The sequence below is a fragment of the Dolichospermum sp. UHCC 0315A genome, assembly GCF_008121535.1.
Lineage (GTDB): Bacteria > Cyanobacteriota > Cyanobacteriia > Cyanobacteriales > Nostocaceae > Dolichospermum > Dolichospermum lemmermannii.
On record NZ_CP043056.1, the window covers coordinates 1,505,512 to 1,531,703 of the forward strand.

21 protein-coding genes are annotated in these 26,192 nt (G+C 38.2%); 6 read left to right on the forward strand and 15 right to left on the reverse strand.

Translation table 11 applies throughout. The features are described 5' to 3' along the window. Positions 1–21: 21 nt before the first annotated feature. Together BMF77_RS07015 and glp are read left to right on the forward strand one after the other, a co-directional pair. The gene (locus BMF77_RS07015) at positions 22–3,609 is read left to right on the forward strand and encodes a hydantoinase B/oxoprolinase family protein (protein ID WP_148761698.1); all 3,588 of its coding nucleotides are present in this window, start codon (positions 22–24) and stop codon (positions 3,607–3,609) included. Positions 3,610–3,975: 366 nt separating this feature from the next. Beyond that, entirely contained in the window at positions 3,976–5,202 is a 1,227-nt protein-coding gene (gene glp, locus BMF77_RS07020; protein WP_148761700.1) for a gephyrin-like molybdotransferase Glp, read from the forward strand. A gap of 78 nt (positions 5,203–5,280) precedes the next feature. Here the strand turns inward: glp and BMF77_RS07025 are convergent, their stop codons facing one another. The 8 genes from BMF77_RS07025 to BMF77_RS07055 form a co-directional block, all read right to left on the reverse strand. Beyond that, positions 5,281–5,664, reverse strand: a complete 384-nt coding sequence (locus BMF77_RS07025; RefSeq protein WP_148761702.1) for a hypothetical protein — start codon at positions 5,662–5,664, stop codon at positions 5,281–5,283. Positions 5,665–5,925: 261 nt separating this feature from the next. After that, entirely contained in the window at positions 5,926–7,770 is a 1,845-nt protein-coding gene (gene ftsH3, locus BMF77_RS07030; protein ID WP_148761704.1) for an ATP-dependent zinc metalloprotease FtsH3, read from the reverse strand. 196 nt (positions 7,771–7,966) lie between these two features. Next, a complete protein-coding gene (locus BMF77_RS26575) occupies positions 7,967–8,122 on the reverse strand; it encodes a hypothetical protein (RefSeq protein WP_168204348.1) in 156 nt (51 codons plus the stop codon). Between the two features lie 103 nt (positions 8,123–8,225). Beyond that, positions 8,226–9,011 (reverse strand): hypothetical protein, encoded by a 786-nt coding sequence (locus tag BMF77_RS07035; protein WP_148761706.1) that lies wholly within the window; start codon positions 9,009–9,011, stop codon positions 8,226–8,228. A 57-nt stretch (positions 9,012–9,068) separates the two neighbouring features. Beyond that, positions 9,069–10,283: an acetate kinase gene (locus BMF77_RS07040; RefSeq protein ID WP_148761708.1), complete on the reverse strand. Its 1,215-nt coding sequence runs from the start codon at positions 10,281–10,283 to the stop codon at positions 9,069–9,071. 20 nt (positions 10,284–10,303) lie between these two features. Beyond that, positions 10,304–12,706, reverse strand: coding sequence for an exonuclease domain-containing protein (locus BMF77_RS07045; protein ID WP_148761710.1), 2,403 nt, complete (start codon positions 12,704–12,706; stop codon positions 10,304–10,306). A 183-nt stretch (positions 12,707–12,889) separates the two neighbouring features. Continuing rightward, entirely contained in the window at positions 12,890–14,230 is a 1,341-nt protein-coding gene (locus BMF77_RS07050) for a DEAD/DEAH box helicase (RefSeq protein ID WP_148761712.1), read from the reverse strand. Positions 14,231–14,896: 666 nt separating this feature from the next. Further along, complete coding sequence (locus tag BMF77_RS07055; protein ID WP_148761714.1) at positions 14,897–15,811, reverse strand: DUF4351 domain-containing protein; 915 nt, start codon at positions 15,809–15,811, stop codon at positions 14,897–14,899. A gap of 152 nt (positions 15,812–15,963) precedes the next feature. Here BMF77_RS07055 and BMF77_RS07060 point away from each other — a divergent pair, with 152 nt between their 5' ends. Together BMF77_RS07060 and dnaN are read left to right on the forward strand one after the other, a co-directional pair. Next, positions 15,964–16,698: a DUF1995 family protein gene (locus tag BMF77_RS07060; protein ID WP_015079556.1), complete on the forward strand. Its 735-nt coding sequence runs from the start codon at positions 15,964–15,966 to the stop codon at positions 16,696–16,698. A 95-nt stretch (positions 16,699–16,793) separates the two neighbouring features. Further along, positions 16,794–17,945, forward strand: coding sequence for a DNA polymerase III subunit beta (dnaN, locus tag BMF77_RS07065; RefSeq protein ID WP_148761716.1), 1,152 nt, complete (start codon positions 16,794–16,796; stop codon positions 17,943–17,945). 64 nt (positions 17,946–18,009) lie between these two features. Here the strand turns inward: dnaN and psbV are convergent, their stop codons facing one another. Beyond that, positions 18,010–18,501 (reverse strand): photosystem II cytochrome c-550, encoded by a 492-nt coding sequence (gene psbV, locus BMF77_RS07070; RefSeq protein WP_148761718.1) that lies wholly within the window; start codon positions 18,499–18,501, stop codon positions 18,010–18,012. A 138-nt stretch (positions 18,502–18,639) separates the two neighbouring features. Next, complete coding sequence (locus BMF77_RS07075) at positions 18,640–19,080, reverse strand: hypothetical protein (RefSeq protein ID WP_148761720.1); 441 nt, start codon at positions 19,078–19,080, stop codon at positions 18,640–18,642. A gap of 402 nt (positions 19,081–19,482) precedes the next feature. Between BMF77_RS07075 and BMF77_RS07080 the strand changes: the two genes are divergently transcribed. Further along, a complete protein-coding gene (locus BMF77_RS07080) occupies positions 19,483–20,325 on the forward strand; it encodes a lysophospholipid acyltransferase family protein (protein ID WP_148761722.1) in 843 nt (280 codons plus the stop codon). A gap of 241 nt (positions 20,326–20,566) precedes the next feature. Beyond that, complete coding sequence (locus BMF77_RS07085; protein WP_148761724.1) at positions 20,567–21,460, forward strand: bestrophin family protein; 894 nt, start codon at positions 20,567–20,569, stop codon at positions 21,458–21,460. A 182-nt stretch (positions 21,461–21,642) separates the two neighbouring features. On the opposite strand, the gene BMF77_RS07090 is transcribed toward BMF77_RS07085, so the two are convergent. From BMF77_RS07090 to BMF77_RS07110, 5 genes are all read right to left on the reverse strand, one after another. Further along, the gene (locus tag BMF77_RS07090) at positions 21,643–22,566 is read right to left on the reverse strand and encodes an alpha/beta fold hydrolase (protein ID WP_148761726.1); all 924 of its coding nucleotides are present in this window, start codon (positions 22,564–22,566) and stop codon (positions 21,643–21,645) included. Positions 22,567–22,587: 21 nt separating this feature from the next. Continuing rightward, positions 22,588–23,412, reverse strand: coding sequence for an NAD-dependent epimerase/dehydratase family protein (locus tag BMF77_RS07095; protein WP_015079563.1), 825 nt, complete (start codon positions 23,410–23,412; stop codon positions 22,588–22,590). A gap of 357 nt (positions 23,413–23,769) precedes the next feature. Further along, positions 23,770–24,444: a pentapeptide repeat-containing protein gene (locus BMF77_RS07100; RefSeq protein WP_148761728.1), complete on the reverse strand. Its 675-nt coding sequence runs from the start codon at positions 24,442–24,444 to the stop codon at positions 23,770–23,772. 489 nt (positions 24,445–24,933) lie between these two features. Continuing rightward, positions 24,934–25,179: a hypothetical protein gene (locus BMF77_RS07105; protein ID WP_148761730.1), complete on the reverse strand. Its 246-nt coding sequence runs from the start codon at positions 25,177–25,179 to the stop codon at positions 24,934–24,936. A gap of 212 nt (positions 25,180–25,391) precedes the next feature. Beyond that, positions 25,392–26,174, reverse strand: a complete 783-nt coding sequence (locus tag BMF77_RS07110) for a DUF5331 domain-containing protein (RefSeq protein ID WP_148761732.1) — start codon at positions 26,172–26,174, stop codon at positions 25,392–25,394. Between the last annotated feature and the right edge of the window lie 18 nt (positions 26,175–26,192).

Consider the following 26,192-nt stretch of genomic DNA (forward strand, 5'->3'; position numbering starts at 1 on the left):
CTGTAAGAGGGTTAATTTACAATGACTTGGGAATTTTGGATTGATAGGGGTGGTACATTTACTGATATTGTCGCCAAATGCCCCGACGGTAAATTACAAATTCACAAACTATTATCCGAAAATCCCGAACGTTACACCGATGCAGCAATACAGGGAATTCGGGAACTTTTAGGCATTTCAGATCATGAAACTATTCCTTCAGAGGAAATCACAATTGTCAAAATGGGGACAACAGTAGCTACAAATGCCCTACTGGAAAAAAAAGGGGATAGAACTGTTTTACTCATCACCAAAGGCTTTCGAGATGCTTTAAAAATCGCCTATCAAAACCGTCCCGATATTTTTGCCCGGCAGATTATTTTACCAGAAATGTTATATGAACAAGTAATTGAAGTAGAAGAACGTTACAACGCCCAAGGTGATGTATTAGTTAATTTAAATTTAGATGCCATTCGTCCTCAACTGCAAACAGCTTATAATAGCGGGATTCATTCCTGTGCAATTGTTTTTATGCACGGTTATCGCTACACCAACCATGAAAAACAGGTTGCTAACCTGGCTAAAAACATTGGCTTTACTCAAGTTTCCGTATCTCACGAAATTACCCCCTTAATGAAATTAGTCAGTCGTGGTGATACAACGGTAGTTGATGCTTATTTATCGCCGATTTTACGAAGATATGTGAATCAGGTAGCGAGTCAGTTAGGAAAAAACGTTACTCTCCAGTTTATGCAATCTCATGGAGGCTTAACTGACGCAGAAACTTTTCTTGGTAAAGATAGTATCTTGTCCGGTCCGGCGGGGGGAATCGTTGGTGCAGTCCAAACTACTCTGATGGCAGGATTTCATAAAATTATCAGTTTTGATATGGGTGGTACATCTACGGATGTTGCACATTATAATGGTGAATATGAACGTACCTTAGAAACAGAAGTGGCTGGAGTTAGGTTACGAACTCCAATGATGGCTATTCATACCGTTGCAGCGGGTGGCGGTTCAATTTTACATTTTGATGGTTCTCGTTATCGCGTTGGACCAGAATCAGCCGGTGCAAATCCCGGTCCTGCTTCCTACTCCAAAGGCGGACCCCTAACGGTGACAGACTGTAATGTCATGGTAGGTAAGTTGCAACCTGCTTTTTTCCCTCAAGTATTTGGAGCAAATGCTGACAAATTATTGAATGTGGAAATTGTCAAGAGTAAATTTGCGGAATTGGTAGAAGAAATTGGTGATAATCGCACAGCGGAACAAGTAGCAACGGGTTTTCTTACCATTGCCGTTGATAAAATGGCCAATGCGATTAAAAAAATCTCCCTCCAACGTGGTTATGATGTATCTGAGTATACTTTATGCTGTTTTGGTGGTGCAGGTGGACAACACGCTTGTTTAATTGCTGACGCTTTGGGAATGAAACAGGTATTTATTCATCCCTATTCTGGAGTTTTATCTGCTTATGGTATGGGTTTAGCAGATGTGAGGGTGTTAAAAGAAAAAGCTATTGAAGCGGTTTTAGAATTAGGGATATTGTCAAATTTAAAAGTAGTATTTACAGAATTAGCAGCAGAGGGAAAAAAAGAATTAAACCCTCAAGATCCTGGTAACACAGAGATTCAACGGTATGAAAAGCTGCATTTAAGATATGAAGGAACAGATGCGGCTTTGGTTGTGAATTTTGCCGATTTAGCAGCAATGCAGAATCAGTTTGCAGAGTTACATCGTCAGCGTTACGGCTTTATTGCCGAGGAAAAACCCTTGATTGTGGAAGCGGTGACGGTGGAGTTAGTATTACATCATGATGCCCCATTTGCATCTGTAATTTCTCGGATAAATGATAATTTACCGATTGCAGATACAACCGTACAGATGTTTACTGCTGGGAAATGGTGGGATACCCCAGTTTATCGTCGGGAGAATTTACAACCGGGAGACTGTATTTCTGGACCTGCAATTATTGTAGAAGCGACGGGTACAAATATTATTGAACCCCATTGGAAAGCGGAATTAACTAATATTCAGAATTTGGTTTTGTCAGTTGTTAGTAGTCAGTTATCAGTGGAAAATACAAATGAGAAAATTGAAAATCCTGATGCTGTCATGTTGGAAATTTTCAATAATTTGTTTCGGGCAATTGCTGAACAAATGGGAATAACATTACAAAATACCAGTTCTTCTGTGAATATCAAAGAAAGGCTCGATTTTTCCTGTGCAATTTTCGATAACCATGGACAATTGGTCGCAAATGCCCCGCATATTCCTGTACATTTAGGTTCAATGAGTGAAAGTATTCAGGCTTTAATTTCCACTCATAAAAATAATATTCAACCTGGTGATGTTTTCGCTGCTAATAATCCCTACAATGGGGGAACTCACCTTCCAGATATTACAGTTATTACTCCGATATTTCTTAATTCTCATCTTCCTATTTTTTATGTAGCTTCACGGGGACATCATGCAGATATTGGGGGAATAACTCCCGGTTCTATGCCACCTTATAGTACAAGTGTCACAGAAGAAGGCATTTTATTAGATAATTTTCAATTAGTTAATTCTGGGGTTTTCTGCGAACAGGAATTAATTAATTTACTCAGCAGTGAACCTTACCCAGCGAGGAATATTCCTCAAAATATCGCCGATTTAAAAGCGCAAATTGCAGCGAATGAACTGGGAGTTAAAGAATTATTGAAAATGGTAGAACACTACAGCTTAGAAACTGTTCAAGCTTATATGGGTTTTGTCCAAGATAATGCCGAAGCATCAGTTCGTCGAGTAATTGAAGTTTTAAAAGATGGGAGTTTTAGTTATGCTTTGGATGATGGAAGTATGATCAAAGTTAAAATTACTATTGATAAAAAACTCAGAAATGCTAAAATAGACTTTACTGGGACTTCACCGCAATTAAATAATAACTTTAACGCACCATCAGCAGTTTGTAAAGCAGCAGTTTTATATGTTTTCCGCACTTTGGTAAATGATGATATTCCTTTAAATGCAGGATGTATGAAACCGTTGGAAGTGATTATTCCTCAAGGTTGTATGTTAAATCCCCATTATCCGGCTGCGGTAGTTGCGGGAAATGTGGAAACTTCCCAAGCAATTACAGATGCTTTATATGGGGCTTTGGGTGTGTTAGCTGCTTCCCAAGGAACGATGAATAATTTTACTTTTGGTAATACGAAATATCAATATTATGAAACTATCTGTGGTGGTTCTGGTGCGGGTGAAGATTTCAATGGAACAGACGCAGTTCATACCCACATGACTAATTCTAGATTAACAGATCCTGAAGTTTTAGAATGGCGGTTTCCGGTAATTTTAGAAAGTTTTACAATTCGTGAAAATAGCGGAGGAAAAGGTAAATATCACGGTGGAAATGGTGTAATTCGACGGTTGCGGTTTTTGGAAAATATGACAGCGGGAATTTTAGCAAATCATCGGGTTATTCCCCCTTTTGGTTTATGTGGTGGGAAAGCAGGTATGATAGGTAAAAATTATGTAGAAAGAAATAATGGAACTGTGAAAAAATTAGGAAGTAAAGCTGTGGTAGAAATGAATCCTGGAGATATATTTGTCATTGAAACTCCAGGAGGTGGTGGTTATGGGGAGATATAAAATATCCCCAACTTCTTAAATAAATATATGATATATAATCTAATTCTAAAATAGAAGTTGGGTATCTGCTCACTAATTAACTATTAAATTTCTATTCAGTGTAAGTAGAACGGCTTGAATAATTCAAAGTTTGTAGTGAGGAATTTATTCCTCATTTGAGGGCTGAAGCCCTTACTACGAAATCATCTCCAGATTTTTTACATTACTTAATCTACTTTGATTTATTTTCGTCTACTTACTTAGCGGGCAAGATTTGTACTGAGCTTGTCGAAGTATGCCCGCACTACAAGAGTTTCATGATTCAACTGCCTCTTGCCTTTTTCCTTGCTATAACGACAATTTTTAACGCTAACCTACTTATTCATTATGTTATCAGTCCAAGATGCCGAAACTATTATTTTCAATGCCGTCCAACCTTTAAATCAACAACATGATATTGAAATTGTGGATTTATTAACAGCATTTCATCGCATTTTAGCAACTCCTGTCATTAGTTCTTTAGATTTTCCCCATTGGGATAATTCCGCAATGGATGGTTTTGCTGTACGTTATGAAGATGTGCAAAATTCAAATCCTGAAAATCCTACCATATTGGCAGTTGTCGAAGAGATTCCCGCAGGATATCAACCCCAAATTACTATTAAACCAGGACAAGCAGCCAGGATTTTCACTGGTGCAATCATCCCAAAAGGTGCAGATACTGTAGTTATGCAAGAAAAAACTAAATTTCAGAAAAACCAAGTTTTTATCTTAGCTACACCGCAACCCCAAGAATTTGTCAGACACCAAGGAGACTTTTACCAAGCCGGAAAAGAACTTTTACCAGCAGGAATTTCCCTCAACCCAGCGGAAATTGCGATTTTAGCAGCAGCACAACTACCTAAAATCAGTGTTTTCCGTCGTCCACGAGTGGCTATTTTTTCCAGCGGTGATGAATTAGTCACACCAGAACAAACTCTACAACCTGGACAAATAGTAGATTCTAACCAATATGCTTTAGCTGCTTTGGTAAAAGAATTAGGTGCAGAAGTGTTAATGTTAGGAATTATTAAAGATAATCAAACTGCTTTAACAGAAACTATAAATTACGCCATTAATCATGCGGATATAGTTCTTTCTTCTGGTGGAGTTTCCGTAGGTGATTATGATTATATTGATAATATATTAGCATCTTTGGGGGCAGAAATTCATTTTCGCGCCGTGCAAATGCGTCCAGGAAAACCTTTAACATTTGCTACATTTCCCAACTCTCTTTATTTTGGTTTACCAGGAAATCCCGTTTCGGCTTTGGTGACATTTTGGCGATTTGTAGAACCAACAATTAAAAAACTTTCAGGAATAAATACAGGTTGGGAAGCAAAATTTTTAAAAGTAAACTCCCATTCCGAATTAATATCTAACGGAAAAATGGAAACTTATATTTGGGGTAATTTAAATTTAAATGATGGTATTTATGAGTTTCATCAAACAAGTGGTAACTTAAATTCAGGGAACTTAATTAATTTAGCACAAACTAATGCTTTAGCTGTTTTACCAGTGGGAAAAACCTTAGTTTCACCAGGAGAAGAAACCTTAGTTTTGCAAATAAGATAAAACAAACCTTCTTCTTTTCTTCCTTCGTGTTCTATCCCTACGGGACGCTGCGCGAACGTCCCTTCGTGGTTCATTTAATCAGGTATTATTAACTTGTCTTTTATCAAGCATAAGCAGAAGAGAATCTATATCTAAAAGCCAATTTTCATCAATAAATTCCAGATTTTCATTATAGATAAGAACTAACTCACCTATATTTTCAAGAAAATTCATAAGAGAAAATTTGAGTTTTAGAAAACGTTTATCTTGGGTAACACCTACAAAACTACTAACTAATTTTGCTTCTATGGGGTGAGGTAAAGTAATTAATTCATAATATCTATCCTGTTCATTCCAATAACCATTGATTGTATAACAGCATTGTTCAAGATGTTTTTGAACAAGAGAATTAGTATCTAAATTTTCTAATATCTCAGTTAAATCTTGCCAGATTTGGTGATTTTTCAATTGAAGTGTAGTCATAATCTATTCTAGATTAATGTTGTCTTACAAAACCAGGAAAATGTAATTAATATACCATAAAAAAATGTCCCAAAACTGACGCAAAAAACCTCTCTATTTTTTCTCTCTCTGTGTCCTCTGTGCCTCTGTGGTTCGTTTTAAAAAAAGAGTATTAGGCTTAACTAAACCGTATGGGATTTTAGAATCTTTAACGTTCACAAGAAACTAAAAAGAGTAATTCCAGAAAAACCAGAATTACCCTTTTTAAAAGTTTAGGAAAAATTAAGCAAAAGCAGCCATTTTCACATCGTTATTACCAAGGATTTCTTGTAATTCCTCAGCGTCAACAGTTTCCTTTTCAATCAGCATTTGAGCAATTTCATCTAAAACCTTGCGGTTATTAAGTAAAACTTCTTTAGCGCGAAGATAAGCAGTATCTACTAATTTCCGAACTTCTTCGTCAATAGCAGCAGCGGTTTCTTCTGAAAAGTCGCGTTCTGACATAATATCTCGACCCAGGAACATATTTCCTTGTTGACGACCAAGGGCAACTGGACCCAAGCGATCGCTCATGCCAAAGCGAGTTATCATTTGTTTAGCTACTCTGGCAACTTGCTGTAAATCATTAGAAGCGCCAGTAGTAACTTCCTCTTCACCAAAGATAATTTCTTCAGCGAGACGACCACCCAAAGCCACAGCCATTTGATTTTCCAAATAAGCACGGCTATATAAACCAGTGTCCATACGGTCTTCACTAGGGGTAAACCAAGTTAAACCACCAGCTTGACCACGGGGAATAATGCTAATCTTTTGCACAGGGTCATAGTCAGGCATTAAAGCCCCAACTAAAGCGTGACCTGCTTCATGGTATGCAACCAAAGTTTTGCGCTTTTCGCTCATTACCCGGTCTTTCTTTTCCGGACCCGCTAATACACGATCAATTGCATCATTAATTTCATCCATCGAAATTTCCGTTAAATTCCGACGGGCGGCTAAAATTGCCGCTTCGTTGAGTAAGTTAGATAAATCTGCACCGGTAAAACCAGGAGTCCGACGGGCAATTTTATCCAAGTCTACATCTTTAGATAAAGTTTTACCACGAGCATGAACTCGGAGAATTTCGCTTCTTCCAGCGTAGTCAGGACGGTCTACCACAACTTGACGGTCAAAACGACCGGGACGTAATAAAGCCGCGTCTAATACGTCAGGACGGTTGGTAGCAGCAATAATAATAATGCCAGTGTTACCTTCAAAACCATCCATTTCCGTTAGTAACTGGTTGAGGGTTTGTTCCCGTTCGTCATTACCACCACCCAAACCAGCACCCCGTTGACGACCTACCGCGTCAATTTCATCAATAAAGACGATACAAGGAGCATTAGTTTTCGCTTGTTCAAATAAATCGCGGACGCGAGAAGCACCCACACCCACAAACATTTCCACAAATTCAGAACCGGAAATTGAGAAGAAAGGAACACCTGCTTCTCCAGCAACAGCCCGCGCCAGCAGGGTTTTACCAGTACCAGGAGGACCAACTAAAAGTACACCTTTAGGAATTTTTGCACCAATAGCGGTAAAGCGATCGGCATTTTTCAAAAAGTCTACAACTTCATTTAGTTCTAATTTAGCTTGGTCAATACCCGCAACGTCCCCAAATGTCACTTGAGTTTGGGGTTCCATTTGCACTCTGGCTTTAGATTTACCAAAGTTCATGGCTTGGCTACCTGGTCCACCTTGAGCGCGACGGAGAAGGAAAAATAGACCAACTAGCAGCAATACAGGGAAGAATAAGCTGCTGAGAGCTTTAAACCAAAATCCTTCGTCTGCTTGAGGTAATACGGCAATATCAACACCTTTATTTGTCAGAGTATTGATTAAATCTGGGTCGTTAACTAAGGTAACGATCTTTTTATTAGGATCATATTTGGGTGTTACCAAAGCTGTAGAACGGTCAGAACTCAAACTGACTCTCTCAACTCTGCCTTGTTTAACTTCTTGGATAAACTGGCTGTAGCGCCATGTTTCCCGGCTTTGGGGTTGTTTGTCAAAAAATGCTGTTCCTAGGGCAATAACAACTATAAAAAGGAGCGCGTACAGCCCCGTATTTCTCCATCTTTTATTATTCACTGATGTTGATTCTCCTGTACTGGTTTGCTGCTTATACTTAGCTTCTCTAAGAAAGAGGACATTATGATAATTATGTTAACTTATTTTAAGATATCTCAAAATAATCCTCCTGTCATGCTAAAAATTATCCCCCACCTCCTGCAATTCTAAAACATGAGAATGATAGGAGTTCTATTGTAGCGATTCTCAGCAGGAGTCAGGAGAAAAGAGGCAGGGGCAGGGAGCAGGGAAAATATTTATTGTCTATTGTCTCTTTCTTGACAACTGACCACTGTACGGGCGAAGCATTTGGAGAACTATTTTTGGCAATGACCGATAATTTATCTTCCAAATGCTTCGCCCCTACTAACAACTAACAACTGTACGGGCGAAGCATTTGGAGAACTATTTTTGGCAATGACCGATAATTTATCTTCCAAATGCTTCGCCCCTACTAACAACTGACCACTGACCAATCAATCCTTTTCTGGTAATTTAATACTACTTGTACCGTTGGGATTAGTGACTATCTCCCCTCCTAAAGCTTCAATTTCCCGAATGGCTCGTTTGCGAGTTTTTTGATCAACTTTATTATTTAAAACCATCATCCATGTAGAAATACGGGCTGATTTACTATCTGGGTTTTTACTGAGAAACTCAGCGGTTTTTTGAGAACTAAATGCTGCTTGCTTACTTTCCGCGTCAGTATAAGTGTTAGCCCACTCTGCGGCTTTGAGAAAAGATGTTTGGGCTGCTTGAGCATTACCTAAAAACAATAACTCATCTGTGCCTTTATAACGCCAGATATAATAGGATTTTTTGGGTAATTGTGGAGATAAAGATTTTAATCCTTTGTCCATTAAAGCTATAGATTTTTCTGGCATCCCACCGTATAAAGAGCTACTTACAGAAAGTCCTAGGTAAGCGTCTAGAAAACGGGGGTCACGTCCTAAAATAACTTCAAAATATTCTGGACTGAGACGATACCCTGTTCTATCTCTGGCTTCATCATCGCCAAAGAATTGCAAAAAATCAATATATACCCAATCTGCAATCAGGTTTTTATAACTAAAACTAGGTACATTTTGCAGTAAGTTCAAGCGAAGACTTTCTTTTTTGAGGTCTTTTTCCAGAGTTTCAACAGAAATAGATTGTTGAGTAGTTAATAGTTTTTGCAACTTTGGTATTTGCATTAAGCTAATACTGGTAATACACAAGCAAACGACTAAAGGTGTGGTAATAGCTTCACGAGATAAGAACATACTGTTACTAATTAAAAATTCATAAAAATTTAAAATGAGGATAGTTCCTCAATTCTATTATTGTTGCACCAATTGGCAACATTTTTGAGCTATCGCCCAATCTTCTTGAGTTTCTATGACTAATACTCGCACTGTTGAATCAGATGTGGCAATATCAACATCAATAGGTTGGCGCTGGTTTTTATCAGCATCAATTTTTAGTCCCAAAAATCCCAAGGCTTCACAAGCAGCTTGACGGATTCCTGGGGAGTTTTCGCCGACTCCAGCAGTAAAAACTAAAACATCTAAACCTGCTAAACTAGCCAACATTGCCCCAATACCAGCCCGGAGACGATGTACGTATATATCCCAAGCTAGTTGAGCGCGTTGATTACCTTGGTCTTTTGCGGCTATTACCTCCCTTAAATCACTTGATATTCCAGAAATACCTTTTAATCCAGAAGCCTTATTTAACACATTATCTAATTCTTGACTAGAGTAATTATACTGTTGCAGTAAATAAATTAAAATCCCTGGATCAATTGAACCACTGCGGCTACCCATCATTAAACCATCCAGGGGAGTAAATCCCATTGTTGTGTCAATACTGCAACCATTTTTGATGGCGGCTAAAGAACAACCATTACCTAAATGACAGGTAATTATCCGTAGAGATTGTAAATCTTGACCCAGAATTTCTGCTGCTCGATTAGCACAATACTGATGACTGATGCCATGAAAGCCGTAACGACGGATACCTTGTTCAACTAATTGATAGGGGATAGGATAGATGGCTGCGGCATCGGGTAACGTGTGGTGAAATCCGGTATCAAAAACTGCAATTTGGGGGATATTCCCTAGACTATTTTCAATGGCTTCAATGCCAGCTAAAGCGGCTGGATTATGCGCTGGGGCTAGATTACATAGGTGAGCGATCGCCTGTTTCACATCTTCAGTAATTATCACAGCATCTTGGTAATCTTCACCACCATGCACTACCCGATGTCCTACCGCATCTATGGCTAATAAATCATCAATTACCTTGGTTTCACCATTGATAAGAGTAGATAACAAATGAGTAAATTGCACCTGTCGAGAATCACCAGAAATGGTTTCTTGCAGTTTTGCACCTGTAGCAGTTTTGACTGTAATTTCTGCCTGATTTTGGTTTTGAGTCCAATTTATTTTCCCTTCCCAAAGAGGTTGGGGGGCTACATTAGGAATTGGGGATTTTATATCATATAAACAACTCTTTTGGCTACTAGAACCGGCATTGAGGACGAGTATTTTCATAAATTCAAACTATGGTGATTTTATTTTTTGGGTGGAGTAAAACCAAACTTTGTAAAAATCCAGTGATACCATTCTTGATGAGTAGTAACAAAAGTTAAAGCTGATTCCAAATCTATCTCTAAATCTTTATTATGAATACTGATAATTAGATCATAAATCAAATCGAAGAGAATTCTATCTTCTTTATTGAAGAGAACAAAATTCCCATTAGCACTGTTTTCTAGTTGTTGCATTCTTTCTTTACCGACTTTAGCAGTAATGCCTGGTTGACGTTCATCTCTGATTAAATAAAATTGGCTTTGAGAATTATTAATAACTAATTCATTGAAATTACTAATCCGACTCGTAAAGGGAGTACCACTAATTTCTAAAAAAGCAATTACATGATACTGATTTCCTCTTTCAATAACAATATGTTCTGGTAATACCTTTTTCCCTAAACGATATTGGCTTAATTTAAATGACTGGATATGAGTTAAAGCTTCAGCAATATTTTTCAATTTACCAACATCATCACCATCACTAATAATAGATGGATTATGATATTTTTGTTCTAACTCAATTCTATGTTCATTCAGATATTCAATTACAGGATTTACGGGAATTGTAGTTTCACCAGATAAATAAGTTGCTAATCTATTCTGTAAGTTGCTTAAATCAACAGCATTAGGTGATTGTATAGCTTGAATTAGCTGACTTAAAACTTCCATTGATGTTTGTTGCTGTTGCTGTAAAAATTTTAATTGCTGTTCTATTTTTTCATTACTATCTAATTCCCGAATTAGTTTTCTTTCATCTGGTAAAGAAATTCCATTAACTCTATAATCATAGTATTTAGCCGCCCGATTTAAAGCCGCACGAATAGGTTTTTTACCTAAAATATCATCTAAATCTTCAGGTAAAAATAACTGTTCTAAGGTAATATCTACAGTTTGTATTTTCACTTTGAGAATAGATTTAACTTCCGCTTCTGTCGGTTGACGTAAAGAAACCTGATATTGAGATACTCTCCCAATAATAGATTGATCAAATATTGTTTGAAATTTTTCCCACCTATCAGGAAATAAATTCAAGATAATTAAACTATTAGGAACATGAGTGAAAATTTCTTTGATAGCTTCCCCAAAATTTAACAAGATTTCTTGATTGTGAGGGAGTCCTAAACCTTCTAATTGATCAAAAATAATAATTAAAGGTTCATCTAAAACAGATAATTTACCTAAAACTGAAATAGCTTCTAAAGAAAAAGCTTCTTTACTAATTTCTTCTCCCCAATTTGGTAAACCAACGGTTTCAGCTTCTTCGTCAGTTAAAACATTTCCTGCTAACCAACGAGTGCTAATATTTCTATATTTATAATCTGTATAACTGCAATATTTAACCATGCCTTTAATGATAGATAAAGCAAAACTACCCGGAGCATAATTACTCATCCACCATTCATTAATCGTCTTTTCTATATATTGCCAATATTCTCGTTTTCGTTGTGTATTTTCTTTACTTAAAGCACTAATACTATTATCTTCTAAATCATATAAGGCTTTTAAAATATCTATATCTTTTTGTGTAACATCTCTATCATTAAGACTAACTATTTTCCGAAAAGTGTTAATAATTAAAGAGTATAATTGAGGTAAATTTCCGGCTTTCTCAACTAGGGATTCTAAAATTCTACTATAAATATGATAAAGTACAAATTGGGCATTATTCGGTTGACGAATAAATAGTAATCTATTACTTGATAATCTCTCATTAGCAAGTCGCATCATTAAATGAGTTTTACCAGTACCTGGTTCTCCAATAACAACTACACCTTTACTCTGATGATTAGGATCTAATTTAATATTATTTAAAGCAGTTTGTAAAGTCTGGAATTCTCGATGATAAGTATCAGTATAATCTGGATGATGTTGAAAAGGAGTATCAACTCGACTACTAGTAAAGGGATTAGGTTGTTTTTTGAGATTTTCTAACATTATCTTTCTATAAAGATGATAAGTAAATTTGGCATCATAACTAGCGGTATGTGCCATATTCGGCAGAAAATATTGATTATTAGCTCGCAGATTCAAATATTTACTCAGATACTCTAAAGAATAACTTTCTAAATTTGGAAAACAGTCTTTTGCCAAAATCCAAGTACAATCAAATTGTAAATTTTGCCAAGGTAAATCAACTTGTCGAAAACTATGCTTGAGGATATCAATATCATGTTCTGCATAGTGACAGATAATTTTTTTACCTTCAACAACAGTTAAAAATTCTGTTAATAAAGTTTTGAGACTTTTGAGATTTAAAACATTTTGAAACCCATGGGAATTACCATCACAAAAACCTTCATAAATTAGCACACCTTGACTATCAACAATAGCTAATTCAGTTAAATTAGGATTTCCTTCAGTATCTAAAACAACAAAATCCATATTAATTTACTTATAAGTAGATAATCTTAACACCTATAATAATTATATCGTGAACACGAAAAATTGCTGGCGTTGCTGAATTGAAGTAATTTCTCAAACTCTTGCTCCTTGTGCCTCTGCGTGTTAGCGAAGCCCGATAAAATCATCCTGTCATTCACCAACGCCAAATTGTAAAATTAGTTATTACCTACGTTTACCAGAACGACGTGGAGTAGGAGAACTAGAACCAGGCTTTTTATCACCTGCTGCTGTGCGTGAAGAAGGCTGTCTAGGTGATTTTGAAGAAGCAGATTTAGGAGCAGAACGACGAGTTCGCTGATTCCCACCACCAGAAGGAGCTTTGCGTCCATTGGGAATTGGTTCAGCCTTAATTTCCGGGTTGACTCCAAAACCAGCCACCACCTCTTTCGGTAAACGCTGCTGAATTAGTTGCTCAATATCCGCTAACAAATGATGTTCATCAACACATACAAGGGAAATCGCTTGACCTTCCGCACCTGCGCGTCCAGTCCGACCAATACGATGCACATAATCCTCTGGGACATTAGGTAAATCGTAATTAATAACGTGAGGTAGTTCGCTGATATCAAGACCTCGTGCAGCAATGTCCGTTGCTACCAATACCTGTAAAGTCCCATCTTTGAACTTTGCTAAAGCGTGAGTTCGCGCTCCCTGACTCTTATTCCCGTGAATAGCCAGGGCTTGAATGCGGTCTTCACCCAACTGCTTCACCAACCGGTCAGCGCCATGCTTCGTGCGGCTAAACACTAATACTTGATACCAGTTATTTTCCTGAATCAGATGAGAAAGTAATTGCCGCTTGCGATCGCGGTCAACATGATAAACTTTCTGTGATATCGTTGCCGCAGTTACGTTCCGACGTGCAACTTCAATCATTGTCGGGTTATGTACTAACCCAGCCGCGAGAGTTTTCACCTTATCTGAGAATGTCGCAAAAAATAGCAAATTCTGGCGTTGTTTGGGCAAAAGCGAAAGAATGCGGCGAATATCATTAATAAAACCCATGTCCAGCATTCGGTCTGCTTCATCCAGTACCAACACTTCCACACGGGACAAGTTCAGAGTCCCTTGTTGAACATGATCTAACAATCGTCCTGGAGTTGAAACCAAGATATCTACGCGGGTTCGCAATTTCTGTTTTTGGGGACCAATACTGACTCCCCCAAACATCACCATTGAATTCAGATTTAAGTATTTACCATAATCACGGACACTTTCTTGCACCTGTGCAGCGAGTTCACGGGTAGGTGTCAGAATTAACGCCCGAATTGGGGAAAATCCAGTAGAATGACTGGGAACGTTCTTATTTGCAGATAACCGATGTAACAGCGGCAAAGTGAAGCTGGCAGTTTTGCCTGTACCAGTTTGCGCTCCAGCCATAATATCACCACCAGCCAATACCACAGGGATAGCCTGTTTCTGGATTGGTGTGGGTTGATTATATCCTCGCTCAGTGACAGCACGGACAATTTCCGGGGACAAGCCGAGATTAGAAAAAGACATAGAACTCCAAAAATAACATCGGCCTGTCGCCACTCACGGCTTCAGTCTTAGGCGGACGAATGGTTTAAAATGCTAAATGGGCGGTAAGCACCAAGACTAGGAGCAAATGCCACAGTCAACCATCATAGCAGAATTATTGTTAAATCTGAAACTATGTTTAGTATGAAGTTAATTTACAGAAGGAATTAAATATACGCTTTGTGACATACTCCACACACTCCCTTATGCCTTGTGGCACGCTTGCGCGAACAGGTGAGTGTGGGCTTCTCGGCGACTCCTCTATGAAGACATTAACCGAGCTTTAAAGCCCTATGCCCTAGGGACTTTTTGAGATAATTTTTAATTTTTTTGATAGGCTGCTTTTCAGCATTTAATTGAGTTACACCTACTGTTGAAAGTTATATCAAATATTTGAAAAAAAATCAACAAAGTGTTCATTCCGCACTTCGTGCCGCTGCGCTAACATCGCCCAACAACACTGATTAAGCTGCGCTTAATTTTGCTCGTTGGGCAATTCGTCACTTCCGCGTATTGTATTCATCTCATCACCTCCCTGTCGGGTAGGTGAGAGGCTTCTACTGTTTGAGCTAAAACCTTTGTAAAGACGTTCCATGGAACGTCTCTACTTTTTTACCAGATGTGCCATTCTCAATAATTAGAGAATCACTATTGTTGGCTGGCTTTTTCCCTTAACCAAACTTCTAAATCACCAACTTTTGAAAAATCTAATAATACATCTCCTAATGATTCCAATTCATCAGTAGATAATCCTTGAATTTGCCCTATTAAAGATAATTCAAGTTCCCCAAATCGGCGCTTTAATAACCGGAGAATTATCTGTTGTTCTCCTAGTTGCTGTCCTTCTTGTTCTCCTTCTTGTCTAGCTTTTTCTCTGTCTTCTTGATAAAGCGGTGCTAATCTCATCACTAACTCCCTATCATCTGTTTCTATTTGTTGATTAATGTTCAAGTTTTTTTGGAGGTTGTACAGCAATTCTAGCGTCACTTTCCGAAATGGATGATTTGTCGGTAGTGCTGCTAATTCATCAATTGCCTGTTTTTGAACAGTCCCCCGTCCCAATACTCTCAACCACAATGTTTCTTGAGTACATGGTAACTGATGCAAAGCCACGATGACTGTCCGTAAATACTCAGGTAAAAAATATACTCCTGCAACCCAATCTGGTTTTTGAGTTGCACCAAATCCTGAGAGGATAGTGGAAGATGCAGTAGGAGTGAGAATCCATAATTGCGGGACTTCTATATTTTGAATAGAAGTTTTATTGCGGTTTGCTTCTCTTTGTAATGTACTCCGCACTTCCAGTAATTTTAACAGACAATCACATATTTCTTCTTTGGCTGCTGGATTGCGAAAAGGTTCAAAGATTGCAGGTTTAGTGGCTATCTTCCCCAATAACCCTAATGTTTCTAAACTAGCATTTTGTGGAGAAAAAGGCGAAAATAATACATCTATTTCTCGAACTTCTGCCGCAACGCGACTAGGTGCTTGAATTTCTCCATAGGGTTTGAGTAATTCTTCTAAATAGTCCTTTGAAAATTGGTCATGAATAAATCGCGTCATTGAAAATCATGTCAGACAATGTGCTAATTACTCGGATTTTATCTGTTTTTCAGTAGCTTTAGAAAAAGGTTTGCAGAAAATAACTTTAGAAACAACTCTTAATAATAACTATAGTGAGATAATTAAAGATTGATATAGAGACTTTGTAAACTATGGCTGAACTACCCAAAACCCTAGAAGATGCGATCGCTCAATCAACTGAAGCGGTAAAATCAGCTTTAGCTGATGGTATGACTCGGATTCAAGTTGAGTTATTATTTCCAGAACTCAAATTCATGACAGTTGCAGAACAGTTTCTTCCCCTGTTCACTGAATATGAATCCCGTCTCAAAGTCTTCTTTGCTGATGCTGGTGCGGCTGCATTAGCCCGTCGTGATTGGACAGATGCCCAATTCCAAATTTCCGATATTGGTACAGGTAGGGCTGCATCTTTAGAAGCGAAAATTCAGCCAGAAGATGAAATTTTCCTATTTATTGCTCCCACCTCTGTAGAAGTCCCACAATTAGAAAAGTTGTGTGAACTGATTGGAGAACGCCCTGTCATCATGTTAACACCCAGGCTAGAAGATTCCAGCGTAGTTGGTATCGGTTACACAGCCAGAGAAACCCGTCGTCGCTTCATTAGTACCATCGAATCTTGTTACTATATCCGTCCTGTAGATGATGAATCTGCCCTTTTCCGCTGCTACCCTGGACTATGGGAAGTATGGCTAGAAACAGCGGGTGAATATCAAAAAGTTGCCGAACTCCCTAAAAAACCCTCCGGTGATGAATTAGACGCGATTCTCATGGGGGGACAAAGGGAAAACACTACGGACGCTACACCTACGAGAAAACCCAGTGTGTTTAAGAGTTTGCAACGGTTTATCAAGGCTTTGAGCAGTTAGAATCACAAAGTAATGGGGAAATCGCTTAATCACCTGATTACCCATTACCAATTACAATTACCAATTACCCATTCTTTTGATTATTGATTTTAAAGATGAAATTAATCTGTTCTCAAAGTGATCTTAGTAGCAATCTTTCCCTCGTCAGTCGTGCAGTCCCGTCCAGACCAACTCACCCTGTCCTTGCCAATATTTTATTACAAGCAGATGCCGAAACTAATCAAGTCAGTTTAACAGCTTTTGACCTCAGTTTAGGTATCCGTACCAGTTTTACTGCTGAGGTATTAGAAGGTGGGACAATTGCTCTCCCTGCCAAACTGCTTGTAGATATCACCTCTCGCTTACCAGAAGGGGAAATTACCCTTGATGACCAATCAGGAGATAATACTGGAGAAGGTATAATTGTTACTCTCAAACCCAAAAGTGGACGTTATCAAGTGCGGGCTATGGGTGCAGAGGAGTTTCCTGAATTACCCGTGATTGAAAACGCCGAAGCAATTACTCTCACTACTGCGGCACTAATTGAAGGGTTGAAAGGTTCTTTATTTGCTACCAGTTCAGATGAAACCAAGCAAGTCCTCACAGGTGTACATTTAACCCTGAAACAAGATACTTTAGAATTTGCAGCCACGGACGGACACCGTTTAGCCGTTTTGGAAACTACTAATGAGCGTCCTGTGGAGGGAAGCGAACAGGTAGAGGTGACAGTACCTGCAAGAGCATTACGAGAGCTACAACGGATGTTAGGACATAATTCTACATCAGAAGAAACTGTAGCTGTCTATCTTGATCAAGGGCAAGTTGTCTTTGCTTGGCAAAATCAACGGTTAACCAGCCGCACTTTAGAAGGACAATATCCCGCTTATCGGCAATTAATTCCTCGGCAATTTGAACGCCAAGTCACATTAGAAAGAAAGCAATTTATCAGCACTTTGGAACGAATTGCTGTATTAGCAGATCAGAAAAATAATATTGTCAAAGTCAGTATTGATCATGCCAATCAAGAAATTACTTTATCTTGTGAAGCGCAAGATGTTGGTAGTGGTACAGAATCAATGCCAGCCCAAATATCTGGAGAAGATATAGACATTGCTTTTAATGTCAAATATCTGATGGAAGGTTTGAAGGAATTACCATCTTCAGAAATTCAAATGCACTTAAATCAAAGTTTAACTCCAGTAATTTTCACGCCTTTGGGTGGTTTGAAAATGACCTATTTAGCTATGCCTGTACAACTGAGAAATTAGTAAAGTAGTAGGGGTTTAGTTTTTGCTTTACCCCTACCTATAGAATCAAGCCTACGGGAATAATTTAGTAATAAATTTTACCGCCACCCCATTTAGCCCCAACAACTTTTGGTTGGAGGAGAATATGTCCAGAGATAGCCACCAAGTCATCTTCCGTCAGATTTCGCATTTGTGGGAAAATATCCGCACTCTTGATACTGGGGTGGATTTCAGAAATCTCGGTTTCACCATCATAGGTAGTGGGATTTTTGATATAGTCCACCAAACCTACAATATTATTGCGTTTAGGTAAAGCTCCTGCCAAAGCTTCTGGGTCAAGTCCCACGTTTTGGTTAGTCTTAGTTACACCACCAGCATGGCATTGAGCGCAAGCAAAATTAAAGAGTCTTTTGCCTTCTTTGACTTGTTTTAAACTGAGAACGACGGTATCACCTTGATCATTTAATGGCACCGTACGGATAGCTTCATCTAGTTGCATTGCTGTTGCAGTACCGACAACCATCTGTAATGTCAGCAAAATAGTAGCAACAACAACACCAATTAGTCTTTTAAACATATTTCCCCTCAAAGATTTTATTGAGTCACTGTAATACCAATATCATGTTAGGAGTCCAATTTGTTGCCAAAAATACGATATGTTAGACTCTCAAAATCTAAATTTCTGGATAGGATTGGGGAGACAAAGCTAAAATCGCTATTTTTGGTGTTGTGAAATGGAAATGGTATAGTTATACTTTTGTTTCGACAATTCACCCACATACACTGAGTATTTGCCTACTGTCCAGTAGCCAGAATGTTTTGGTTTACTCGCAATATCATCATTACCGAGTACACAGAAGCGCCCTCCTGGTCCCTCAACCAATAGTGTTGGCTGTCCTTCAGCCTCTACTGTTAACTGTAGATAAGGTAGTGGCTCTGTCACTTCAATTACTTGACTGGGTGTAGTGGAAGTATACCCGCAATCAGTTTTTGCCTGTCCTCCAGAGATACCAGTTAAAGTTATGGGGTCTATATCAAGAGGATTTTTAATTTTAGTAGTTGGGGGTTGTGGGGGTTGGGCAAAACTGGACTGAGTCAGCAATAAACTCATGGTTAACCCGACGGGAACAACTGTAAATATCCTGAAAGTTTTCATGTTATTTCTATGACCTTAAATGTTGATAACGCAATTTATGAATATACTAATCTTGAATAGTCTATATTCTCAAGACGAAGGCAATCAGATGGAGTTCCTATGGGATATTTTCAAAACTAAGGCTGTAATTGACTAAATTAAGAATATTTGTAGGCGGAGAGGATGCCTAAAAAGTATCATGCAAGTAACTGAACAAAATTAATTGCACATTTTTTTCATAAACAGAAATCTCTGTATTCCTTTCCTGTTCCCTCTCCTCAATCTGAAATTTATTTTGCCCGACTACTTATATCTGAATTACTGCTTCAGAGTGCGGGAAAGAATGGGAGGATTGCGTTAGGCTTGATAAAACTGAAAAACAACGGGTTGTTCCATCCGTATAAATCCTGATAAAATTTCCTGATGTTCAAACTAAAACATCCTCAAAACACTAACACAGGGTGGTCTTTGGATCAACGAGATCCAAAGTTCATCGAGTCTATGATGCCTATACTAGGCTTGTTATATAACTTCTATTTTCGAGTCCAAACCAGTGGCTGGGAAAATGTCCCAGATGAAAAAATTCTCATTGTCGGTTCTCATAATGGCGGACTGGCTTCTCCGGACACATCCATGATGTTATATGATTGGTTGCGTCGCTTTAGTGTGAAAAGACCGATTTATGGTTTGATGCACCCTAAAGTTTGGGATGTGTTGCCACCGGCGGCGGAAATGGCGATGAAGGCTGGTGCAGTGAGAGCGCATCCGAAAATGGCTTACAAGGCTTTGCGGGCTGGCGCTAGTGTCTTAGTCTATCCTGGTGGCGCTGAGGATGTGTTTCGACCCCATGCAATGCGGGATAAAATTTATTTTGCCCAACGGAAGGGGTTTATTAAGTTGGCACTCCGGGAAAATGTCCCGATTATACCAGCAATTTCCTGGGGATCACATGATACTCTGATTGTCTTGGCTGACATATATGAAATTATGGAGCAATTTCATAAAATGGGGATGCCTTGGCTGTTTGGGATAGATCCTTTGGTGTTTCCTGTTTATCTGGGATTACCTTGGGGATTGGCTTTTGGACCTTGGCCGAATATTCCTTTGCCCGTGCCTATCTATACTAGGGTTTGTCCCCCGATTGTGTTTGCAAGGTATGGAAAAGAAGCCGCAAGCGATCGCATTTATGTGAACGAATGCTATGAATTAGTCAAAAGCAAAATGCAGCAAGAGTTGGATGGTTTAATTCAAGAAGCTGGTCATTAATATTATCCTGGCGGTGCTTTTGTCGCCAGGTATTTTAAAACGTTAATTAGGTATTTGTAGGTGTAACAATTGCCTGTATATTAAGTAAGTGGACGGGAGATAAACAAAACTTGTAACAAGATGTAAATTTGCCTCTATGCGTTATTGTGGTTGAGTTTTAGCCATTCCCCAAAACGAAATATATTTTGATTTTCCTCCGCCCACCTACTTGTATTTCATATTGAATATATCAGAGAGTTTTATGGTACAGAAAAAACCGCAATGGTTTGAAACCGCTCTACAAATTAAAGGTTCAGTCATTGCTGCTATCTACAAACTGGTGCTGTTATGTGGTGCTTTTGGAGTTTTAATTTCTCTACTTTATCATCTTCAAATTCCCGTTTCTCAGCCAATTTTAGGGACTGTTATTCCCAGTATTGTTTTAGGTTTATTATTAGTATTTCGCACGAATACAGCTTATGATCGCTTTTGGGAAGGGAGAAAATGCTGGGGGGCAATAGTCAATACTACCCGTAATTTAGCCAGACAAATATGGGTATCTATTGATGAAAAAGAACCAGAGGATAAAAATAATAAAATTGATGCCTTAAACTTACTTGTGGCTTTTGGCGTAGCGACAAAACTACATTTACGAGGTGAGCCTATCAATAATGATTTAGAAGAATTAATGCCAAACTCTTACTATATAAAATTAAAGATTATGAATAATCCTCCTTTGGAAGTAGCTTTTTGGATTAGCGATTATTTACAACAGCAATACAATCGTCATTGCATTAATAGTTATCAATTGACATCTCTACAGGAATTATTAAATATCTTGGTAGATAATTTAGGTTCTTGTGAACGAATTTTAAGAACACCAATGCCTCTAGCTTATGCTATTCACCTTAAACAATTATTATTACTGTATTGCTTCCTCTTGCCATTTCAAATAGTTCAGAGTCTTGGCTGGTGGACTGGGTTAATTTCTGCTTTGGTTAGCTTTACGTTATTAGGTATTGAAGCCATTGGTTTAGAAATAGAAAATCCCTTTGGTTATGATGAAAATGACTTACCTTTAGACGCAATTTGCACAACAATGAAACGGAATATTGATGATTTAATCAGCTTAACTCCTACTGTGCATAAATCATGAAATTTCAAATAGCAGTGGCAATTAAAAATCTCATCTTAAGTAGGTTAGCATTGAAAATCGTCGTTATGGCAAGAGGCAAGAGGCAAGAGTGAAGAGGGTTTGGGCGATTTTACTTTTCGTTACATATTACTCTTCGAGAAGCCGCTCCGCGTCTACGGTTTTTTCCCGTTCACCTACTTAGATTATAAGGAAATATCAGCTATGAATGGAGATACTGCCTCAACAAATGCCTGAGTATATTCATAGGGCATGACATTTTTGCCAATGATTTTTACTCCCTGACTTTGAGGTAAGCAATTCAGATAATATGCTAATCGTTCGTCGGGAGCTTCTGGTTTACTTTCTTTACTAATACCGCGAGCTTGTTCTCCGACAACCAATAATGTCCGGTGCGGAATTGAGGCAATATCACTACTGTAATCTCTTTGCCAAAATCTCGCTAAAAAAGCAAATACAGCATAACGCCCTCGCATATTTTTGGCATCTGCTATGAGAGTATTTAGCCATTCATCATCAACGTTTTCACTAACAGCAAACAATTTCTCAACAGAGAAAGAATATAAAAATTTGCGGGTACGGGCATAGCGGAAAAAAGCATTACCTATGGGAGATGTAAAAATGCTCCAAAGTAAGTTTTGTTGCCATTTGGAGGCATTTTTAGTAATAACTGGACGAGATGTAGGATCAGATAATACTAACCCAGCAATTAAGTCTTTTTCCAGTTTCACTAATTCAATGGCAACTGGTAATAAAGCTCCTTGGACTACGATAATAACGGGTTGTTTAACCACAGTTTGCAAGAAGTGTTCTAACTGTTTTGCCCAGTTAATTGGTGTATGCGCTAAAGCTGGCATATCACTTTCACCACATCCCAATAAGTCGGGATTATAAATAAGATTTTGGTGCTTTTTATCATACCATTCTCGGCAAAATCGCTGCCAAAATTGCCGTGATAATCCTACTCCGATAGGATGAATTAAAAGTAACGGAATACCTGAAGCAGTAGAATTAAGAGGTTGATGAATTTCATAAGCACAGCGGTAGTTTTGCCAACTATAATACTGGGTTGGAGATGCTGTGGAGTTGCTGATTGTAGATGATGACATGATGGCAATTTTTAATAGTAACTAAAAAATCATGTGAGGATGAATGAATTGATATCCAGCATCTTTCAGTTTTTGATTGGACACCCAGGCATTATATGGGCGGGTATTTTTATTATCTGCATCCCAAATAACATTAGGTAAATTATTTTTTGTCATCACATTATTAAGTAATTCTTTATTTGTGAGATGACTATCATCTACAAGATTATAAATACCTTGTAAGCGCTGCTCACGAGCAAATTCTATTGTACTAACAATGTCATCAAGATGAATCCAATTGCTGATATCTTCCCCATTACCAGGACGGGTTGTTCCTGACGCTCTACTAAATAGTTTTACCAGTTCTCTACCGGGTCCATAAATACCTCCTAAACGTAAAATACAAACGCGGGTATTGTCATTATTTGCTGTTAATAATATATCTTCTGTTTTTCGCAGTAGTTGAGAATTGCGATTAGCTGGTGCTGGTGGGCTTTCTTCGTCTACCCATACACCGTTTCTATCTCCATAAATTGAATAACTACCTGTATATATTACTTGGTGAATATTAGGAAATTGGGGGAGGAGAGAAACTAGATTTTTGGCAGTGTTTACATAAGTTTCTTCATAAGAATCAGCGGTTTTTGCGCCGACACTTAATAAGATAACTTCTTGATTTTTTAATACAGCTTTCAAGCTTTCTAGATCGTTACCTGAAGTGACAATAACCCTTTGTGCTACTGCTTCTAAAGTAGATATCCTTTGGGGATTAGTGGTAGTTGCCGTCAGCATAAAATTACTATTTGACTGCCAATATTTGCTAACGGCACAACCGACATAACCACAGCCAATAATTGCAATGTTCATGATCATTAATAGAACTAAAATAATTTATTTTTAACAATTACCAGTCAATCATCAATAGTACAGGAATCCAGAAGCTTTTGGCTAATAAGTATTAGTCTAACTTTAAATTTTCCTACCTATTCAGATGTATAACGGGAGCAGGAAGCCACATTGATAATTAAATTTTGTGAATATAGCAGCCCTATTTTCTATTTAAACTTGACTGATGCACTCAAGCAGCAGGAAATAGATTCTCTCACATATTATGGAGTATGGCTATATTATTAATTTCAGTGGCTAGGAACTGTTACTCACTGGTGATTTAGTTTGTAAGTAATTTTAACTTACTTTTTTACTTTTTATCCTCTCAAGTCGTTTTTAGTTATGAATTATACCATCTGGCATGATTGCTCCAGTTAATTTAGCACCAATTAATTTTACCAGCAGGCGATCGCCTGAACGAATTCTCGCCCCTGTCAAGTCAGCACCCCGCAAGTCAGCACCGCTAAGATCCGCACCAATCAAATTAGCCGAGCGTAAATTGGCATCTCTTAAATCTGCTAACAGTAAGTTAGCTCTAAATAAATTGGCTTCTGACAAATCCGCACCTCTGAGAATCACCTTGTGCATAAAAGTATCACTGAGATTAGAACCGCTTAAATTTGCGTAACTCAAGTTTCTTCCTGATAAATCCCGATTACTCAAATTAGCGCGGCTAAAATCTTTACCACTTAAATCTGAATTTGCCTGTGGTTGTTGATAGGTTTTTTGTGGTGAGTAAGAGTATGTAGATGATGGTTTATCGGCTTGAGGTGTTGGAGAATAAGCGGGAGTGGGCTGTTTATTCCGGAAAGAGCGCAATTTATCACGAGCTTCATTAAATAATTTTAGCTTCTCATGTGCCTTGTTTTGTAAGCGCAGGTTGTCTTTGGGGAGGCGGTCCGGGTGCCAAACAAACACTAAATCTTTATAAGCCTGGTTGATTTCTTCAAGTGTGGCCCCTAACTCTAATTCTAAAATTCTGTAGTACCGCTCCAGTTCGCTGCTCGTCATAGTGTATTGATGAATATTAATTAATAATTGAACAAATGATGAGTTATTTGTTCATTCTACAACTTTCTTATTCAATGAACTTACGTTGAATAGGAGTTTGACTGCTTTTACAGCCACTAGCATCTTGACTAATTTAACTGGTTTACTTGCTATTTTTTCAGCATCAAGGAACACATCTAAATTTTCCAAAATTTACATTACAAAAAAGGGAACAGGGAATAGGGAACAGGGAACAGATAAGAAACTCAAGTTTCACCAGTTTAAAGCTCAGTCAAGAAAAAGATATTTTTCAAAGATGCGTAGCCCGAAAAAAACAGTGTCATTCAAAAGCGAAACCCAACAGTATCATATAATTGATTGTTGAGTTTCTTTTGTCAACTTGATCAAATAATGTATTTTCTATGAGCTTATGTGGCAACTTTCATAAAAGAGATAAATTGAGTTTATTGCCAGATTACTAATATTTATTTGCGATATTTTGAGAGAGTTTTAAAAAGGGGCATTCGATATATTAAAAATAAATTTTGTTGCCGCAAAATTTTCGGCAGTAGTATTTGCATTTTTGATAGCAGCTACAATGGACTCATCAACTTTGTTCCAATCAGATTGTTTATCAATAAATACTACCGAAGATTTACTGTTACCTGAAGTCACTACATCTTTTTGATAGGAATTTGCTATGAAACCTCTGCCTAGTAGTGGGATAATAACAACGACAATTACAATAGCCCACAAATTTAGTATGAGCCATACCAGTAATTACCAAATCAGGTTTCAATTCATAAATCCGTTAAATTTGATTGTAATTATCAGGTTTTTCCACAATTCTGAATTTTTGGAAATTGGAAAGTAGATGATTGGATATTGGGGAATGGGTACTAAAAACAGGTTTTCACCCTGATAGAAAGCCCCCTGATCCCCTGCTTCCTCTTACCCACCTTCAATAATTAATTGTTGGGGAAGAGACGAGCCATTTCTGATTCATTAAAAACCTCAGATGGCAGTTCTTCCAAATTGTCGTCACCATTCTGAAACGAAGTTTCATCACCCCAGATGTCCGAAACTACATCATCAAATCCATTTTCTGCAGATGTATTCAGCCCAGTAAAAGCATGATCAGGTATTTCCCCAAAGGGATTTTCACCAACTGAAGTGAGGCTATTAAGGCTCTGATCATTGCTTTCATCAGTTAAAGACATGGAAGTAAAGGAAACATGACCGAAATTACCCATTGCTTCTGAGTCATGGGCAATATCTTCATCAGATAAGGAAATATCACCAAAGCCATCATCATCTTGTTCTACAGCCCAAGTCGCTTGTGTTTCGTTTCGCAACTCATTCAGACTCATCTCAGGGATTGAGAAAGATTCCGCTTCTGGTTCAGGGCCATCCACCATGACCACAGCCTGCTGACGGGAGTACATCTGTGGTTCTACTGTAGGACTGAGACGATTACCAAGGGCAATATCGGGGTCAAAATGTAAATTCAGAACTTCAATTAAAGTATCCGCATCTGGATTCAGTTTGGCAAAGGGAAGCATTAGCTGGGCCAATTTCGGTTCTAGAGCATTAATGACTCCCAGGATAAGGTAAGAAGAAGGTCGCTTGCCGCCATCAGGGGTATAAACTGATTCAACAGTCATCTGAAGCGTAATCCATTCACGATTGGCTTGAAAGAATTGCAGCCACTTTTGTTTGATCGAATCGGTAAAACTATCAAAGAAAGCCATAAACCCATCCTGAGAGGT